The 16644-nt window shown below is 57.9% G+C and carries 16 protein-coding genes, 1 tRNA gene and 2 rRNA genes (1 of these 19 cut by a window edge); 7 read left to right on the forward strand and 12 right to left on the reverse strand.

Annotated features, from left to right (window positions below):
* Window positions 1-6: 6 nt before the first annotated feature.
* The gene (locus K3754_RS17400) at window positions 7-693 is read right to left on the reverse strand and encodes a rhomboid family intramembrane serine protease (protein ID WP_259938912.1); all 687 of its coding nucleotides are present in this window, start codon (window positions 691-693) and stop codon (window positions 7-9) included.
* Between the two features lie 73 nt (window positions 694-766).
* Between K3754_RS17400 and trpS the strand changes: the two genes are divergently transcribed.
* The 4 genes from trpS to K3754_RS17420 all read left to right on the forward strand — a co-directional run bounded on the left by trpS (window position 767) and on the right by K3754_RS17420 (window position 3818).
* Window positions 767-1783 (forward strand): tryptophan--tRNA ligase, encoded by a 1017-nt coding sequence (trpS, locus tag K3754_RS17405; protein ID WP_259938914.1) that lies wholly within the window; start codon window positions 767-769, stop codon window positions 1781-1783.
* A gap of 183 nt (window positions 1784-1966) precedes the next feature.
* Entirely contained in the window at window positions 1967-2437 is a 471-nt protein-coding gene (locus K3754_RS17410) for a VOC family protein (protein ID WP_203209877.1), read from the forward strand.
* A gap of 110 nt (window positions 2438-2547) precedes the next feature.
* The gene (locus K3754_RS17415) at window positions 2548-3126 is read left to right on the forward strand and encodes a nitroreductase family protein (RefSeq protein WP_120504463.1); all 579 of its coding nucleotides are present in this window, start codon (window positions 2548-2550) and stop codon (window positions 3124-3126) included.
* The gene (locus K3754_RS17420) at window positions 3111-3818 is read left to right on the forward strand and encodes an EI24 domain-containing protein (protein WP_203209875.1); all 708 of its coding nucleotides are present in this window, start codon (window positions 3111-3113) and stop codon (window positions 3816-3818) included. Before K3754_RS17415 ends, K3754_RS17420 begins: the two co-directional genes overlap by 16 nt.
* On the opposite strand, the gene K3754_RS17425 is transcribed toward K3754_RS17420, so the two are convergent.
* Window positions 3778-4071 carry a DUF1467 family protein gene (locus K3754_RS17425; RefSeq protein WP_203209874.1) on the reverse strand — a complete coding sequence of 98 codons (294 nt, stop codon included), beginning with the start codon at window positions 4069-4071 and terminating at the stop codon, window positions 3778-3780. The genes K3754_RS17420 and K3754_RS17425 overlap by 41 nt on opposite strands.
* A 3-nt stretch (window positions 4072-4074) precedes the next feature.
* Window positions 4075-4479 carry a methylmalonyl-CoA epimerase gene (mce, locus tag K3754_RS17430; RefSeq protein WP_025050021.1) on the reverse strand — a complete coding sequence of 135 codons (405 nt, stop codon included), beginning with the start codon at window positions 4477-4479 and terminating at the stop codon, window positions 4075-4077.
* Between the two features lie 130 nt (window positions 4480-4609).
* Between mce and K3754_RS17435 the strand changes: the two genes are divergently transcribed.
* A complete protein-coding gene (locus tag K3754_RS17435) occupies window positions 4610-5329 on the forward strand; it encodes a response regulator (RefSeq protein ID WP_259938917.1) in 720 nt (239 codons plus the stop codon).
* A 7-nt stretch (window positions 5330-5336) separates the two neighbouring features.
* On the opposite strand, the gene K3754_RS17440 is transcribed toward K3754_RS17435, so the two are convergent.
* Window positions 5337-6062 carry a GNAT family N-acetyltransferase gene (locus K3754_RS17440; protein ID WP_203209872.1) on the reverse strand — a complete coding sequence of 242 codons (726 nt, stop codon included), beginning with the start codon at window positions 6060-6062 and terminating at the stop codon, window positions 5337-5339.
* 153 nt (window positions 6063-6215) lie between these two features.
* Here K3754_RS17440 and K3754_RS17445 point away from each other — a divergent pair, with 153 nt between their 5' ends.
* Window positions 6216-6398, forward strand: coding sequence for a hypothetical protein (locus K3754_RS17445; protein WP_203209871.1), 183 nt, complete (start codon window positions 6216-6218; stop codon window positions 6396-6398).
* Window positions 6399-6407: 9 nt separating this feature from the next.
* On the opposite strand, the gene K3754_RS17450 is transcribed toward K3754_RS17445, so the two are convergent.
* Window positions 6408-7583, reverse strand: coding sequence for a DUF1501 domain-containing protein (locus K3754_RS17450; protein ID WP_259938918.1), 1176 nt, complete (start codon window positions 7581-7583; stop codon window positions 6408-6410).
* A 4-nt stretch (window positions 7584-7587) separates the two neighbouring features.
* Window positions 7588-8997 carry a DUF1800 family protein gene (locus K3754_RS17455; RefSeq protein WP_259938919.1) on the reverse strand — a complete coding sequence of 470 codons (1410 nt, stop codon included), beginning with the start codon at window positions 8995-8997 and terminating at the stop codon, window positions 7588-7590.
* Window positions 8998-9108: 111 nt separating this feature from the next.
* On the opposite strand from K3754_RS17455, the gene K3754_RS17460 reads away from it, so the two are divergent.
* Window positions 9109-9585, forward strand: a complete 477-nt coding sequence (locus tag K3754_RS17460) for a hemerythrin domain-containing protein (RefSeq protein ID WP_203209869.1) — start codon at window positions 9109-9111, stop codon at window positions 9583-9585.
* 50 nt (window positions 9586-9635) lie between these two features.
* On the opposite strand, the gene aspS is transcribed toward K3754_RS17460, so the two are convergent.
* From aspS to K3754_RS17490, 6 genes are all read right to left on the reverse strand, one after another.
* Window positions 9636-11486 (reverse strand): aspartate--tRNA ligase, encoded by a 1851-nt coding sequence (aspS, locus tag K3754_RS17465; RefSeq protein WP_203209868.1) that lies wholly within the window; start codon window positions 11484-11486, stop codon window positions 9636-9638.
* A gap of 166 nt (window positions 11487-11652) precedes the next feature.
* The gene (locus K3754_RS17470) at window positions 11653-13041 is read right to left on the reverse strand and encodes a PepSY domain-containing protein (protein WP_259938920.1); all 1389 of its coding nucleotides are present in this window, start codon (window positions 13039-13041) and stop codon (window positions 11653-11655) included.
* A 65-nt stretch (window positions 13042-13106) separates the two neighbouring features.
* A complete protein-coding gene (locus K3754_RS17475; RefSeq protein WP_259938921.1) occupies window positions 13107-13472 on the reverse strand; it encodes a hypothetical protein in 366 nt (121 codons plus the stop codon).
* Window positions 13473-13611: 139 nt separating this feature from the next.
* Window positions 13612-13688 (reverse strand) — tRNA-Met (locus tag K3754_RS17480).
* Between the two features lie 161 nt (window positions 13689-13849).
* Window positions 13850-13964 (reverse strand): 5S ribosomal RNA (gene rrf / locus K3754_RS17485).
* Between the two features lie 88 nt (window positions 13965-14052).
* Window positions 14053-16644 (reverse strand): 23S ribosomal RNA (locus tag K3754_RS17490) (it continues 285 nt past the right edge of the window).

Here is a 16644-nt window from a genome sequence, read left to right on the forward strand (position 1 = left end):
CGGCGGTCAGCGGCGCTGTAACTTGGCCCTGATCCGCGCCCATTCGCCGGGAGCCAGCAGGAAACACAAGCCGAAGCCGCAAAAGAACCCGGCCAATTCCGCCACCCACATGGTGCCGGTTTCAAAGAACACCCCCCAAACCAGTTGGATGCCCATCAGAACCGCGATCAGCGAGAAGGCCCGATATTGCTGGGTGCCTCGACCGGCCAGATGCCGCCACATGACAAAAGAATAGCCCCCGATCAAACCGTAGGCATTGGGGTAGGCACCGGCCAGCCAAACAGGATCATTGAGCAGCAGTGCATAAATCGCCGCGCCGCCGACGCCAGACAGGATAAAGATCGCAACAAAGGCCATCTGCCCCATCACTTCGGCCACCATCTTGCCCAGCGCCAACAGCAGCACCATCGCAAACAGCCCATGGGTAAAGCCCAGATGCACAAAGGGATAGGTCACCAACCTGCGAACCTCTGACAAAGGCCACTGAGCGTTCTCCATCATCCAATCAAAAATCTCGCCCGAAAACGCATAATCCCGGATCAGGCCAAGCCGCCAGCCCACCGCGCCGGGGCCGCCGATCAGCCCCGCTTCGCCCAGCGTCAGCCCGGCCTCTACCCCGGCGATGGCCAGAAACATCAATATCACCGCAGGGGGCAATGGGTTCACGGGGGGCTGGATGTCGGGGTCTTGCATGGGGCGCTCCTTGACGGGGTTCGCGCCCATGAGTAAGCCGTGGCAACCGCCAAATCCAGCCCAGAGGTGCCCCATGTCCAATACCAATTTCACGCCGCGTGTGTTTTCCGGCATTCAACCCTCCGGGGATCTGCATCTGGGCAACTATCTGGGGGCAATCCAGGGCTTTGTGCGGATGCAGGCGCAGGACATCCAGACCGTCTATTGCATGGTCGACATGCATGCGATCACCGTCTGGCAGGATCCGGCGGATCTGCGCCACAGCACGCGCGAATTGGCGGCGGGTTTCATTGCATCGGGGATCAGCCCGGAGAAATCTATCCTGATCAACCAAAGCCAGGTGCCCGAGCATGCCCAGCTGGCCTGGGTTTTCAACTGCGTGGCGCGGATGGGCTGGATGGGCCGGATGACCCAGTGGAAGGACAAGGCAGGCAAGAATGCCGAAGCCGCTTCGCTTGGACTTTTTGCCTATCCGGCGCTGATGGCGGCGGACATCCTTGTCTATCACGCGACCCATGTGCCGGTCGGCGAGGATCAGAAACAGCATTTGGAACTGACCCGCGATATCGCCGCCAAATTCAACCACGACTATGGCGTTGATTTCTTTCCAATCACCGAGCCGGTGATTGAAGGTGCTGCAACGCGGGTGATGTCCCTGCGGGACGGGTCCAAGAAGATGTCGAAGTCTGATCCATCAGACGCCAGCCGGATCAATATGACAGACGATGCCGACACCATCGCCAAGAAGATCCGCAAGGCCAAGACCGATCCGGATGCCTTGCCATCCGAAGCGGCCGGACTGGAAGGCCGCCCCGAGGCCCGCAATCTGGTGAACATCTATGCCGCCCTGAACGAGCAATCGGTGGATGCGGTTCTGGCCGAGGTTGGCGGGCAGCAGTTTGGCACTTTCAAACCCAAGCTGGCCGAACTGGCCGTTGCCAAAATGTCCCCGATTTCGTCGGAGATGGCGCGGTTGATGGCCGACCCAGCCGAGATCGATCGCATTCTGGCCAAAGGTGCCGAACAGGCGCGTGAGATCACCGCGCCAATCCTCAAGCGGACCTACGAGATTATCGGGATGGTGGGTTAAGCCAGCCGCCGGGGGCGCTGCCCCCGGACCCCCGGAGGTTCAAGGGCCAAATGAAGAGTGGCAAGTTGCCGCATTGGCTTTCTAACGACTGTTCTGTGCGGGCGTTCACATCCGCTCTGCGCGGGTGCCTCTGTTCAAAATGCCTGAGCTTCCCCATGTAGAGGGAGGTAACAGGAGAACATTATGACACATCCCAGCGTCGGGCACGTCCATCTCAGGGTCGCAGACCTTGACCGGGCGATTAACTTTTACCGTGATGTTTTGGGGTTCGATCTGACCCTGCGGTACGGAGATCGCGCGGCCTTTCTGGGGGCGGGCGGGTATCACCATCATATCGGGTTGAACACCTGGGACAGTAAAGGGGCAACACCGCCGCCGCCGGGGCATACCGGCCTTTATCATGCAGCGTTTCTCTACCCGGACCGCCCAGCGCTGGCGCAGGTTTTGCGGCGGGTGGTCGAGGCTGGTATTGCCTTGGACGGTGCCGCCGATCACGGGGTAAGCGAGGCGGTTTACCTGCGTGATCCTGACGGCAACGGTGTTGAACTTTATCGGGATCGGGCCGAGGCGGATTGGCCGCGTGATGCGCAAGGTGCCCTGGCGATGGTCAACGATCCGCTGGACGTGCAGGCACTGCTGGACGAGGCGGCCTAGCGATTTAGCTAGCTGGCAATGGCACATCTGTCTCGTCAAGAGCTTGTGAGCGGGGCTTGCGATGGCCTATGCAGGGCAGGCTGACCATTGGAATTGAAACGTGAGGCCCCATGCCTGATCCGAACCCCGACGCCCTTCGTTTTTTGCAAACCCGCCGCTCGCGCCCGGCCAAAACATTGGCTGGACCTGTGCCGGATCGGGCTGCGTTGATCCCACTGCTGACGGCGGCGGCGCGCAGCCCGGATCATGGCAAGCTGGAGCCGTGGCGGTTTATCGTGTTGGAAACACCCGCGATGGCGCGATTGGCCGAGGTGGTTCAGACACGCGGTGCGGCTTTGGCCTTGCCTGAGGAACAGATCGTCAAAGGGCGCAGTCAGTTTGATCAAGGTGGTCTTGCGGTTGTCGTCGTCGAAGTTCAAAAACCATCCGAGAAAATTCCGGCATTGGAGCAAACCTATGCGGCGGGCGCCGTTTGTCTGGCGTTGTTGAATGTCGCGCTGGCCGCTGGTTGGGGGGCGAATTGGCTGTCTGGCTGGCCCTCTCATGATCGCGGGTTTATGCAGGACGGCTTGGCGCTGGCCGATCATGAGCGTATTGCGGGGATTATTCACATCGGCACAGAAACATCAGCGCCGCCCGAGCGGCCCCGCCCCAATATCGAAAGCATAACGACATGGCTCTCCCGCTGATTTTCAACTCCTTTTTCATGGCGATTGGCCAGTTGACGGACCGGCGATTCCGCCGTGTGTTTTTCATCGGCATCGCACTTGCGCTGGCATTGTTGATCGCGGCCACAGCGGGATTTTCTTGGTTGGTCGATTGGTTGACGCCAGAACAGGTGTGGTTGCCGATTATTGGCGAGGTGACATGGGTCGGTGATTTCCTCTCTTGGGGGTCGGCGTTCCTGCTGTTCTTCCTGTCGATGTTTCTGATGATCCCTGTCGCCTCGGCCATCACCTCGATGTTTCTGGATGATGTCGCCAATGCGGTGGAGGCCGAGCATTATCCCGGCTTGCCGCCCACCACCCCTGTGCCGTTTGGCGATGCCCTGCGTGATACCGTGAATTTTCTGGGTGTGCTGGTCGGCGCCAATATCTTGGCGTTGTTGTTCTATTTCCTGTTCAACGTCTTTGCACCGCTGGTGTTCTGGACATTGAACGGGTTTTTGCTGGGCCGGGAATATTACACCATGGCCGCGATCCGCCGTGTTGGCCGCATCGAGGCCAAGAAGCTGCGGCGCAAACATATGGGCACGATCTGGCTCGCCGGTATTTTGATGGCGATTCCGCTGTCGGTGCCCCTGCTCAATCTGGTGATCCCGATCCTAGGAGCGGCGACCTTTACCCATCTGTATCACCGTCTCTCCATGCGCCAGCCCTGAACCAGCTTTCGACGTCGGCGACACTGATCCATTCGGACAGAATGATGGTGGCCACAATCGCCCAGATCACTGCGGCGACCAGCGTGGTCCAAAACGCCTTTTTGCGCAGATGATGATGCTCCGGTGCACCCGCATGGGTGCCCGGCACAACGTCGTTCAGATCACCTTGGGTCTGCACGCGGATCGGCAGGGCGATAAGAAAGGTCATCGCCCAGATCACCGCAAAGAGGACAAGGCCGGATGTAATACCCATGGCCTAAACCTGCTCCAGCTCGACAAGAGCGCCGTTGAAATCCTTGGGATGCAAGAAGATCACCGGTTTGCCATGGGCGCCGATTTTTGGCTCTCCCGTGCCAAGGACACGTGCGCCGGTGGATTTCAAGTGATCGCGGGCGGCGATGATATCATCGACTTCATAACAGATGTGGTGAATGCCACCTGATGGGTTCTTGTCCAGAAAGCCCTGGATCGGGCTGTTTTCACCCAAAGGATACAGTAATTCAATCTTGGTGTTTGGCAGCTCGATAAAAATCACGGTTACGCCGTGATCCGGCTCATCTTGCGGGGCGCCGACATTGGCCCCCAAAGCGTTGCGATATTGATCGGCCGCAGCCTCCAGATCCGGAACGGCTATGGCAACGTGGTTCAGGCGTCCAATCATCTTTTGATCCTTCGTCATTTGAGTTGCGGTCTTATCGTCTTTGGCGGGAGCAAGAGCAATGCGTCACGTTAACCTGCCGTTAGCCAACGGTGCGTAACCATAGTCCTATCAAATCATGTTGGAGGCCAGAATGGATACCACGGACCCGTTTACCGCGACGATCCCCGCGCCCACGGCGGCGCGGCCACTGCTGGGGCTGACTGTCCTTGTGGTGGAGGACAGCCGCTTTGCCTGTGAGGCATTGCGCCTGTTGTGTTTGCGGTCCGGGGCGCGGATCAGACGGGCGGATTGCCTACGCTCTGCCCGGCGGCATCTGCGGGTGTACCGTCCGTCCGTCATTATCATTGATCTGGGCCTGCCCGATGGCAGTGGATTGGACCTGATTGAAGAACTTTCCCATGGCCAACCTGCGATTGTCGGAATCTTGGCAATGTCGGGCGATTCCGATCTGGAAAAGGCGGCACTGTCCAAGGGTGCGCATGGGTTCATGTCGAAACCCATTGTGGCGCTGGCCCCGTTTCAGGAAAAAGTCCTGTCTCTCTTGCCGCCCGAGCAGCGCCCAAAAGGGCCACGGCGCATTGATCCGACCACAGTTGAACCGGACAGGATTGCCTACCGCGATGATATCGCCCATGTCGCCGACATTCTTGAGGACGCCCCAACCGATCACACACTGGATTATGTCGCGCAATTTTTGGAGGGTGTCGCGCATGCCGCAGGGGACGATGGTTTGGCCGATGCGGCCAAAATGCTGGCCCGCCAGCGGGCATTGGGTCATGCGGCGGCCTCAGACACCGCACGAATTGCCGGTCTGATCCAATCGCGGCTGGCAGACCGGGTCGCAATCTAGGGTCAGGTCAAAGGGTCGGATCAGAGGCCGTGCGCACAAGACCCGTCAGATCGCCAAGACGCTCCAACTGCTGTCCGGCGCTGTCAAAGTTGGCAGGGGACAACCATGCCTCAAAGGCTTCTTTCAAGGCGGGCCATTCGCTGTCGATTGCAGCAAACCACGCGGTGTCGCGATTGCGGCCCTTGATGACCGCGGCTTGACGAAACACCCCTTCGTAGCTGAAGCCCAGCCGTTGTGCAGCGCGGCGCGATCCAAGATTAAGCGCATTGCATTTCCACTCGTAGCGCCGGTATCCCGCCTCAAAGGCCCATTTCATCATCAGATACATCGTTTCGGTTGCAGCGCGCGTACGCTGTAACGCGGGACTGTAGTTGATATGCCCGACTTCGATACTGCCCATCTCCGGCGCGACCCGCAGAAAACTCGCCACCCCTTCCCATGCACCGCTTTCAAGGTTGCGGATCGCGTAGAAAAACGGATCGGGCTGACCTGCATGATCCCGCACCCAGCGGTGGTATTGTGACGCCGAGGAAAACGGACCGTAAGGCATGTAATCCCAAACGTGATCCTGACCTTGATAGGCGCGAAAGAGCAGGGCCGCATGAGCCTCTGCCGACAGCGGGGCCAATTCGGCATATCGGCCTTTCAGAACCGCGCCATCCGGGCGCGGCGGCACTGTCCAGTTCGGAACCGGTGTGCCAAGAATTGTGTCGGTATGTATTGGGTCACTCATGCCGGCAGGTTAGGCGCAGTCCCGTCCAAGGCCAAGCCCATAACGCGGTGGCAGATGGAACCAATCGTCGCAAAAGCAGCATAAGCGGTGCATAATCTGGCCATATTGCGATGTGATGCTGTCTTTGTGCCGCTGCTCTTCAATGAGGATCCCATGACAGACAGAACCGACAAGCAAGATCGCCGTGAACTGGAAAATCTGGTCAGTTTTGACTGGATCGTGTTCACAGCCGGTGTGCTGGGTTTGGCGGTGGTGATTATCGCCTCGGTGCGCGAGGGCGAGCATGGGCTGGTTGGCCAATTGGGCAGCTATGTCGGCCGCTCAAATCTGTTTTGACGGCCAGCCTTACCGCACCACCTTCGGATCTGCCCCCATTTCGAGGCCGGGGAACACCTTATCTTGTAAGGTTGATATCGGCAGGCCAGTCATGCCGCGCATGATCCAGGCCACGGGCGCCCGCACGTCATCCGTCGGCATCAGATCGCGCTCTTGATACAGGGCCTGCTCCCCCAGCCCCGGCCAGCGCCCGAACACCCGTCCGCCGCGAATGGCCCCGCCCGCCATCATCATCAGACCTGCTGTTCCATGATCCGTGCCGCCAGTGCCGTTTTCGCGGGCGGTCCGGCCAAATTCCGTCAGCGCGACCACTGCGGTTTGAGACCAGACCGCCGCGCCAAGGTCTTGTTTCAAAGTGGTGATAACATCCGACAATTGTCCTAAGCTGCGCGGCAGCATACGGGCTTGGGCACGGTGGGTGTCCCAGCCATTGAGTGAAAACGCGGCGATGCGAGCCGGGCCGCGCAGCCGGTCCGCCGCAAATCGGGCGACCTGGATATGTGCTGGCCCCTTTTTGGTTGATACTGCCCCGGGCCGACCATCCGAGAGCATTTGAGCCTCTATCAGGGCCGCATGCATTTGCGGGTCGCTTTGCATGATCTGTTCGGCCAGACGCAGCACCTGTGGGCTCAGGTCCAGCGCCGCTTCGGGCGTCCAATTGGCCACCGGCGCTGTCCCGGCCAACAGGTTCAAGGTGCCTTGCCCGATGCCATATGCTGTCTCGGCCTCGATCTGCGGCAGATGCTGCATCAATCGGTTCAGCCAGCCGTCACGCCCTGCCCCGCCCAGATCCTGAGTGCCGGCCTCAAGCAAATCCTGTCCATCAAAGTGGCTGCGCTTGTCTCGGTATGGGGTGGAAACCGCGTGTACAAACCCCAATTCTTCGCGGTGCCAAAGCGGCATGAGATCCTTCAACGCGGGGTGCAGCGCAAAGTACCCGTCCAGGTCCAGCGGGGCATCGCCCTTGGCCAAAGTCGGGCGTAGCGCGGCAAAGGCCGGATCGCCGGTGGGCCGCACTACATCCAGCCCGTCCATACCGCCGCGCAGGATGATCACCACCAAGCGCCCCTGCCACGGGGCATTGGCCAGACTAAGCGGGGTCCAAAGCGGACTGGCCGCCAGTGAACAGCCGATCCAACCGCTGCGGGCCAACATTTGTCTGCGGGAAAGGGGTGCATGGTTCATCAGATCACCGCCTCTGAAATGCCGGGGCGCAGAGTACCAGACCAATTGCATCTGCGCGGGTTTCCGCGGCGCGCGCGGCAAACACCACATCCGCGGGCGGGATCGGTCCCAAAACATCCTGCACGAACTCGCGGGGATCGGGTAGATCGGGCCGCAGCCGCGCCGGAGTGTTCACCGCCCACTCCAACCGCGCCGCCATACCCTGTGGGGTGATCCATGCGCTATCATCCTCCGGCCAGCCGTCCGGACCTGCCGGCTGTTGCCACGGCTGCCCCATCAACCGCATTGGCGTGGTCATAAGCCGCTTGATCTGGGCTGGTCTTAGAGACTGCATCATCTCGGGTGCCACCGCCAAGGCGCGTAACGCGGCGCTGACAAACTCATCCGGTGGCCGAATGTTTGGCGCGTCGTTGGTCCACGACGCAGGATGGTGCAGCAAAGTTTCGTAGCATTGCATGAGATCACCGCCTCCGCTGAGGTAGGTTTCTTCAAGATCGCGGATCAGATCCGGCGCGGGTTGATCAGAGACAAAATGTACCGCCAATTTGCGCGCGATATGCGCGGCAGTGGCCGGATGTAGCGCCAGATCAAACAGCACGGCACGGATTGGTGCGAGCCCCGGAGCACCGCCATAGGTGCGGCCCAGAACAGTCTCCGCCCCCGGTTCTGCCATGTTGCGGCGGAACTTGAAGCTGTGGTCGCGTGTGCCCGCCAGCCCGGTCAGCAGTTTGGCCAATTCACGCACATCGGACTGATTATAGGGTCCGGCCACCCCCAATGTGTGCAGCTCCAGCACCTCCCGCGCGAGGTTTTCATTCAACCCGCGCCGTCTGTCCGGCCGCCGTGCCGCCCGGCTGTTTGGACCGGCGGAGGTGTTTTGATCCAGATAATGCAGCATCAGCGGATGGGTGACGCAGGCGAACAATAGATCGGCAAATCTGCCGCCTATATGGGGGCGGACGGCCTCCTCGGCATAGGCGGGCGGTGCTGCCCGCAGCAACCCGCTTTTGCCCCGGGCGGTGAAATGATCGGCCCAAAAGGCAATCAGCCGTTCCCGAAAGGCATGTGGTGTGTCGATGCGCCTTTGCAGGGTCGAAACCACCCAACGCTGGCGGTCATGAAACAGAGCGCGACGCGCAGTCTTGGCTTTTTCCCCGGCCGCCGCTCCCGCCTCGGTTTGGGGGTTCTTGCGGGCGAATCTAGAAAACCGGCTGACAAGGACAATTTGGTCCTGAATGTACCTGAAACCGGGGATCGGATAGGTCTGTGCCATAACATCCGGCCCGCGCAGGCCGGTGAGCATATCCGCCACAGAGGGCGGCGCCGCGATTTGAGGGGACAGCCCATAGCCAAACCGCCGTTCCGCCAATTCGGGAGTGAAGGGCACGGGATCCAATCCTTTAACTACAGCCATTCAAGTATAGCGGATTGAGGATTTATTTTTCTCTAATTGTTTTGGCTGGCCGGTGACGGGAACCGGGGTGCGAGACAGGCGTTGTTATGGCAGACACAGAAAGGGATCAAAATGCCATCGATTTATGACGCCATCAAATCCGACCATGACGCGCACCGCGACCTGCTGAATGCTTTGGAACAGACCAGCGGCGATACTGCGGAACGCCGTGAAGCATGGGACAGTTTTTACCGTGATGTGAAATCACATGCCGCCGCAGAGGAAGAGACATTTTATTCCAAACTTATCTCGGAAACCTGGGGGCAGGATTCGGCCCGCCATTCGGTACACGAGCATCAGCAGCTGGACGATCTGATGGAAGAGCTAAACGAGATGGACATGTCGTCCCCCGGTTGGCTCACCAAGTTCAAAACGCTCAAGCATGACTATGAGCATCACATCGACGAAGAAGAGAACGAGGTTTTCACCCGCGCCCGCGAGACCATCGGCGAGGAACACAATGAAGCGTTCGGCCAGCGTTTTGAGGAGCGCAAGAAAGAGGAACGCGGGCTGATTGAGAAAAAACGCGAGGACAGTCTGGAAGACTGATCAACCACCGCCAAAAGGAAAGGGCCGCATCGCAGCGGCCCTTATTGTAATTATTCCTGCGGAATGACCCGCAGACCCAGATCCATCAACTGATCCGATGTCGGATCGGATGGCGCATTCATCATCAGGTCTTCGGCGCGTTGGTTCATCGGGAAAAGTATCACCTCGCGGATGTTCTGCTCATCCGCCAGCAGCATCACAATCCGGTCAATGCCGGCCGCGCAGCCGCCGTGGGGCGGAGCGCCGTACTGGAACGCATTGACCATCCCGCCAAACCGCTTGCGCACTTCTTCTTCGCCATAACCGGCGATTTCAAAGGCCTTGAACATAATCTCCGGGCGATGGTTCCGGATCGCACCGGACACCAGTTCATAACCGTTACAGGCCAGATCGTACTGATAGCCCAGCACTTCAAGCGGATCGCCCTGCAACGCTTCCATCCCGCCTTGCGGCATGGAGAAAGGGTTGTGTTCAAAATCGATCTTGCCGGTCTCTTCGTCTTTTTCGTAGATCGGGAAATCGACAATCCACGCAAAGGCAAAGCGGTTTTTGTCGGTCAGACCCAGCTCTTCGCCGATGACGTTCCGGGCGCGGCCCGCAACACCTTCAAAGGCTTTTGGCTTGCCGCCCAGGAAGAACGCCGCGTCGCCCACATCAAGGCCCAGCTGCTGCCGGATCGCCTCGGTGCGTTCGGGGCCAATGTTCTTGGCCAATGGGCCGGCCGCTTCCATGCCGCCTTCGACTTCGCCGGATTTCAGCTTGGCCTGCGCCTCTTTCACGGTGATGCCCAGTTCCTGCGCCACAGCATCGGCGGTTTTTTCGCGCCAGAAGATATAGCCCATGCCGGGCAGACCCTCTTTCTGGGCAAAGGCGTTCATCCGGTCACAGAACTTGCGGCTGCCGCCGGTGGGCGCCGGAATAGCGCGGATCTCGGTGCCGTCTTGCTCAAGCAGCTTGGCAAAGATCGCGAAACCGGAGCCCGCGAAATGCTCGCTCACGACCTGCATCTTGATCGGGTTGCGCAGGTCGGGCTTGTCAGAACCATACCAAAGCGCGGCGTCTTTATAGGAGATCTGTTCCCATGTCTCATCGACTTTGCGGCCACCGCCGAATTCTTCAAACACCCCTGCGATCACCGGCTGGATGGTGTCGAATACATCCTGCTGGGTCACAAAAGACATTTCGAGGTCCAACTGGTAAAAATCGGTGGGCGAACGATCGGCACGTGGATCTTCGTCGCGGAAGCACGGCGCGATCTGGAAATACTTGTCAAAGCCGGACACCATCAACAGCTGTTTGAACTGCTGCGGGGCTTGTGGCAGAGCGTAGAACTTGCCCGGATGCAGACGCGACGGCACGAGGAAATCGCGGGCGCCTTCGGGGCTTGATGCAGTGATAATCGGGGTCTGGAATTCTTTGAACTTCTGGTCCCACATGCGGCGACGGATCGAACTGACCACATCAGAGCGCAGGATCATATTTTGCTGCATCTTCTCACGACGCAAGTCGAGATAGCGATAACGCAGGCGGGTTTCTTCGGGATATTCCTGATCGCCAAACACCATTAAGGGCAGCTCATCCGCCGCGCCCAGCACTTCGACCTCGCGAATGTACACTTCGATTTCGCCGGTGGACAATTTGGGGTTGATCAGGCTTTCGTCCCGCGCCTTCACCACACCATCCACGCGGATGCACCATTCAGAACGGACCTTCTCCAACTCGGCAAAGGCCGGGCTGTCCGGATCGCACAGAACCTGCGTCATGCCATAGTGGTCACGCAGATCAATGAACAGAACGCCACCATGGTCGCGGACACGGTGGACCCAACCGGAAAGGCGCACGGCGTCGCCTTTGTTTTCAATGTTCAGATCAGCACAGGTATGGCTGCGATAGGCATGCATGACGGTCCCTTTCAGTGGGCGGAAAATCTTTGCCGCACCTACACCGTTTGAGGGGCCGGAAGTCAAGACCACATGGGCAAAACCCACGGTAACGCGGCAAGCATGCGCCACCGATCACGCCTTGTTGGGGCGGCCCGAGCCTTGGCCGGGCTGCCCCGTTTTCGAGTTAGGTCAGCGCCCTGCGCAAACCGGGCAGGCGGGACAGGATCAGGCTGTCGACGGCCAGAACGCTCAGAAATGCGATGCCCGCCATCGGAAAGGCCATGGAGACGCCAATGCCAACCAGCGCAGCACCCTGCCACAATGGCATTTCCTTGGGCAGCGGCGGCGCGGCCAGACGGCTAGCACCTACGGGACGTCGTTTCCACCACAGCACAAGCGAGCTGACACAAAGGAACAATACAGCAAGGCAAACCGCTGTATTCGCCAATACTGACCACAGACCAAGCGTGCCCATGTGCAGCGCGATCCCCACGGCCATCGCCTTGCCCGCCAGCGAATAATCGGCAAAACGCACATCAGCGAGGATCTTGCCGGTATATTGGTCGATGTGAACCGTCCGGTCAGACATCGGATCGGTGCTGTCCGTACTCATTGAATCGCGGCTCAGGGTCCAGACACCTGTATCCCCGTTGGGCAGGTTCATCTGGTACCGGGCGTTAAAGCCGATCTTACGCGCGAAAGCATCGACACTGTTCAGCGTCACGGCTGGTGCGGTGATCCCATCAATACCTGCTGTGCTGCCGGAGGCAGGCATCGGCGTCAACTCAAGCGCCCAAGGCACTTCCCGGCGGGCGTGGTTCATATTGGCATGAGTGTCATCGGACAACGGCACAGCATCCCATTTCTCCGCCGGGAACTGGCTCCAGGCTTGCACAAATTTGCCGCCCCAAATTCCAGCCCAAGCCAGACCGGAGATCAGGAAGAACACCAAGAACAACGAGAGCCAGATCCCGATAACACCATGCCAAGATTTCCAAAGGCTCCGCCCGCGTGACAAGCTGGGCACCAAGGCCTTGCGCCATCCCGCATCGCGCGGCCACCACATGTAAAGGCCCGTGGCCACCAGCACCAAGGCCAGCGATGCCGCGGTCTCCAACATCCGGTCGCCGGTCACGCCCAACATCAGATCGCTGTGAATACCATCTACAAAATCGTACCAACCGCTGCGTCGTGGAAAGGTCTCGATGACTTTGGCGGTATAGGGGTCAACTGCAACCATTGTCGCCTCTCCGTCATGGTCCACCCGGAACAGTGCGGCCACGTCGGCCGTGCGCGGGGCGACATATTGTTTGAGCGTTCCTTCGGGAATTGCAGTGACGGCAGCGGCGGCCTGTTCGGACAGGGGGGCTATGATCTCTTGCGGGGTGACCGCAGTGCGTTCGCCATCGCGGCCGTCAATCCAGGCAATCCACAGCATCGCCATACCGGTCACCGCGAGCACTGCAAGAAACGGGATCACAAAAAGACCCGCATAGAAGTGCAAGCGCCATGCGGCGAAATAGAATTTGTTTGCGCTCGCATCCTGCCGCGCATTTGTTGTTAGGGTCGTCATAATAGGTCCAAGCCTTTGGGCCCGCATAACGCGGGCAATTGATCTGTTGGTTTACGAAAACAAGATCAGGCTTGAGGGGGCGCGCGGGTCTGCTGGCTGGGATCATGCGGCGCTGCATGATGGCGCAATTGCGCCAAACGCATCAGTCTGAGTGTCTGTGGAAGTCCAGCTTTGATAGAATGTGTAAAGTTGTCCGGAACTGTCGTCGTGCCCATCAGTCTACAAGCGGAACACTCATCAGCACGGGCGTTTCTGGGGTCTTGAATGTCGCCGCAAAGACCGCTCAATTTGCCACCGGACAGCAAGAAAGCCTCCAGATCTGCATTCAGGCTCTGTGCCGACACGCGGTGCGCAAAACCAACCGCAGTCAACGCTACAATCAACGTTGCGACAACGACAAGATCTGACAATTGGGCAATGACGCGCTTCATTCGGTTAGCGATAGGGCAATCGGAGAACCGGTTCCAGACGATTATCCAAGCGAAGGTCAAAATCGAGCCTTTGCAATTTAAACGCATCAAACCGCCCCGGACTGGCGTGCTTGGTCATTTATTAAGGTCTGGTAAATATTGGTTGCGGGAGTAGGATTTGAACCTACGACCTTCAGGTTATGAGCCTGACGAGCTACCGGGCTGCTCCATCCCGCGACACTTTTTTTGGCCTTGTGCACGGAGTGCTTTTTGAGGCCGTTTTTTGGCCTTTTGCACGGTGTTGTGCTTGAGGCCTGTTTGTCCTGTTACCTTTTTTGTATCAGGCATTGTGTCTTGTTTGTCATCGTTGAGAGATACTGCTCTAAAAACCTTATTAGGTTTGGCGATGACCTACTCTCCCACGTCTTAAGACGCAGTACCATCGGCGCTACGGCACTTAACGGCCAGGTTCGGGATGGGGCTGGGTGTTTTGCTCGCGCTATGATCACCAAACCAAATAAAGTTTTTAGAGTTTTCCAAGTCAGTACACTGTGTTGTGTATGCTTTTGATTTATCGAGTAAAGTCTTGCTTTTACTGGATCAAATCAAGCCTATCGAGCCATTAGTACCAGTCAACTGAACGTATTACTACGCTTACATCTCTGGCCTATCGACGAGGTGGTCTACCTCGGCTCTCAGGGATACCTTGTTTTGAGGGGGGCTTCCCGCTTAGATGCCTTCAGCGGTTATCCTGTCCGATCATAGCTACCCAGCACTGCTATTGGCATAACAACTGGTCCACCAGTGGATCGTTCACCCCGGTCCTCTCGTACTAGGGGCAACTCCTCTCAAGTATCCTACACCCACGGAAGATAGGGACCGAACTGTCTCACGACGTTCTAAACCCAGCTCACGTACCTCTTTAAACGGCGAACAGCCGTACCCTTGGGACCTGCTCCAGCCCCAGGATGAGATGAGCCGACATCGAGGTGCCAAACACTGCCGTCGATATGGACTCTTGGGCAGTATCAGCCTGTTATCCCCGGCGTACCTTTTATCCGTTGAGCGATGGCCCTCCCACTTGGGACCACCGGATCACTATGGCCGTCTTTCGACTCTGCTCGACTTGTCAGTCTCGCAGTCAGGCTGGCTTCTGCCATTGCACTCAACGAGCGATTTCCGACCGCTCTGAGCCAACCTTCGCGCGCCTCCGTTACGATTTAGGAGGCGACCGCCCCAGTCAAACTACCCGCCACACAGGGTCCCGGATCCGGATAACGGACCGCGGTTAGACATCAAGCAGAACAAGGGTGGTATCTCAAGGGAGGCTCCACGCAAACTGGCGTTCACGTTTCAAAGCCCACCACCTATCCTGCACATGTTCGGCCTAATGCCAATGTGAAGCTGTAGTAAAGGTGCACGGGGTCTTTCCGTCTAACCGCGGGTAACCGGCATCTTGACCGGTAATTCAATTTCGCTGAGTCTATGTTGGAGACAGCGGGGAAGTCGTTACGCCATTCGTGCAGGTCGGAACTTACCCGACAAGGAATTTCGCTACCTTAGGACCGTTATAGTTACGGCCGCCGTTTACCTGGGCTTCAATTCAGAGCTCTCACCCCTCCTTTTAACCTTCAGGCACCGGGCAGGCGTCAGACCCTATACGTCGTCTTGCGACTTCGCAGAGCCCTGTGTTTTTAATAAACAGTCGCCACCCCCTGGTTTGTGCCCCCAGCCCCTAGTTGCCTAGGAACCGGGCCTCCTTCTCGCGAACTTACGGAGGTATTTTGCCGAGTTCCTTCAACATAGTTCTCTCAAGCGCCTTGGTATTCTCTACCTGTCCACCTGTGTCGGTTTAGGGTACGATCTCATGATGGAGCTATTTCCAGGGACCTCTAAGCAGCCCATTCAATCCGATAAGGATGAACTACCCTCGAGATCCGTCACTTCCATCTGGCCCAGGAATATTAACCTGGTTCCCATCGACTACGCCTTTCGGCCTCGCCTTAGGGGTCGGCTTACCCTGCTCAGATTAGCTTTAAGCAGGAACCCTTGGACTTTCGGCGAGAGTGTCTCTCACACTCTTTGTCGCTACTCATGTCATCATTCTCACTAGTGATCTCTCCACCGGATCGCTCACGCGCCAGCTTCACAGAAAAGACTACGTCTCCAATATTCCCGAAGGAAGTAAGGAGACAAAGTCTTATGTCACACTACGCTCTGCTACCATGCAATAAATGCATCCTCAGCTTCGGCTCATGGCTTGAGCCCCGTTACATCTTCGCCGCAAGACAACTTATTTAGACCAGTGAGCTGTTACGCTATCTTTAAAGGATGGCTGCTTCTAAGCCAACCTCCTGGTTGTTTTGGTCGTCTCACCTGCTTTCCCACTTAGCCATGAATTAGGGGCCTTAGCTGGAGGTCAGGGTTGTTTCCCTCTTCACGACGGACGTTAGCATTCGCCGTGTGTCTGCCGACTAGTACTCATCGGTATTCGGAGTTTGGTTAGGATCAGTAAGCCTGTGGGGCCCCATTACCCATCCAGTGCTCTACCCCCGATGGTATTCGGTCGACGCTCTACCTAAATAGATTTCGCAGAGAACCAGCTATCTCCGAGTTTGATTGGCCTTTCACCCCTAGGCACAGCTCATCCCGATCTTTTTCAACAGATGTGGGTTCGGTCCTCCAGTAAGTGTTACCTTACCTTCAACCTGGCCATGCCTAGATCACTCGGTTTCGGGTCTGATCCCACGAACTCGACGCCCTATTAAGACTCGCTTTCGCTACGCCTACACCTAACGGCTTAAGCTTGCTCGTGAGACCAAGTCGATGACCCATTATACAAAAGGTACGCTGTCAGGACGCAAGGTCCCTCCAACTGATTGTAGGCGTTCGGTTTCAGGTACTGTTTCACTCCCCTCGTCGGGGTGCTTTTCACCTTTCCCTCACGGTACTGGTTCACTATCGGTCAGTAAGGAGTACTTAGCCTTCGAAGGTGGTCCTCCGATCTTCAGACAGAATTTCACGTGTTCCGCCCTACTTAATACGTCCAATCATGCTTCTTATACGGGACTATCACCCACTTTGGTTGCGCATTCCAACGCATTCTAACCACAATCATGGCTCGGCTGGTCCCCGTTCGCTCGCCGCTACTAGGGGAGTATCATATTGATTTCCTTTCCTCCGGGTACTTAGA

It is taken from the genome of Sulfitobacter sp. M368 (assembly GCF_025141875.1).
Taxonomy (GTDB): Bacteria; Pseudomonadota; Alphaproteobacteria; order Rhodobacterales; family Rhodobacteraceae; genus Sulfitobacter; species Sulfitobacter mediterraneus_A.

Excerpts from the sequence above, each read along its gene's own strand:
- trpS (WP_259938914.1), top strand. The coding sequence starts at position 767 with ATGTCCAATACCAATTTCACGCCGCGTGTGTTTTCCGGCATTCAACCC.
- K3754_RS17400 (WP_259938912.1), bottom strand. The coding sequence starts at position 693 with ATGCAAGACCCCGACATCCAGCCCCCCGTGAACCCATTGCCCCCTGCG.
- K3754_RS17440 (WP_203209872.1), bottom strand. The coding sequence starts at position 6,062 with ATGAGTGACCCAATACATACCGACACAATTCTTGGCACACCGGTTCCG.
- K3754_RS17455 (WP_259938919.1), bottom strand. The coding sequence starts at position 8,997 with ATGGCTGTAGTTAAAGGATTGGATCCCGTGCCCTTCACTCCCGAATTG.
- K3754_RS17420 (WP_203209875.1), top strand. The coding sequence starts at position 3,111 with ATGGCTCTCCCGCTGATTTTCAACTCCTTTTTCATGGCGATTGGCCAG.
- K3754_RS17470 (WP_259938920.1), bottom strand. The coding sequence starts at position 13,041 with ATGACGACCCTAACAACAAATGCGCGGCAGGATGCGAGCGCAAACAAA.
- K3754_RS17445 (WP_203209871.1), top strand. The coding sequence starts at position 6,216 with ATGACAGACAGAACCGACAAGCAAGATCGCCGTGAACTGGAAAATCTG.
- K3754_RS17460 (WP_203209869.1), top strand. The coding sequence starts at position 9,109 with ATGCCATCGATTTATGACGCCATCAAATCCGACCATGACGCGCACCGC.
- K3754_RS17450 (WP_259938918.1), bottom strand. The coding sequence starts at position 7,583 with ATGAACCATGCACCCCTTTCCCGCAGACAAATGTTGGCCCGCAGCGGT.
- K3754_RS17475 (WP_259938921.1), bottom strand. The coding sequence starts at position 13,472 with ATGAAGCGCGTCATTGCCCAATTGTCAGATCTTGTCGTTGTCGCAACG.
- K3754_RS17425 (WP_203209874.1), bottom strand. The coding sequence starts at position 4,071 with ATGGGTATTACATCCGGCCTTGTCCTCTTTGCGGTGATCTGGGCGATG.
- K3754_RS17435 (WP_259938917.1), top strand. The coding sequence starts at position 4,610 with ATGGATACCACGGACCCGTTTACCGCGACGATCCCCGCGCCCACGGCG.
- aspS (WP_203209868.1), bottom strand. The coding sequence starts at position 11,486 with ATGCATGCCTATCGCAGCCATACCTGTGCTGATCTGAACATTGAAAAC.
- K3754_RS17410 (WP_203209877.1), top strand. The coding sequence starts at position 1,967 with ATGACACATCCCAGCGTCGGGCACGTCCATCTCAGGGTCGCAGACCTT.
- mce (WP_025050021.1), bottom strand. The coding sequence starts at position 4,479 with ATGATTGGACGCCTGAACCACGTTGCCATAGCCGTTCCGGATCTGGAG.
- K3754_RS17415 (WP_120504463.1), top strand. The coding sequence starts at position 2,548 with ATGCCTGATCCGAACCCCGACGCCCTTCGTTTTTTGCAAACCCGCCGC.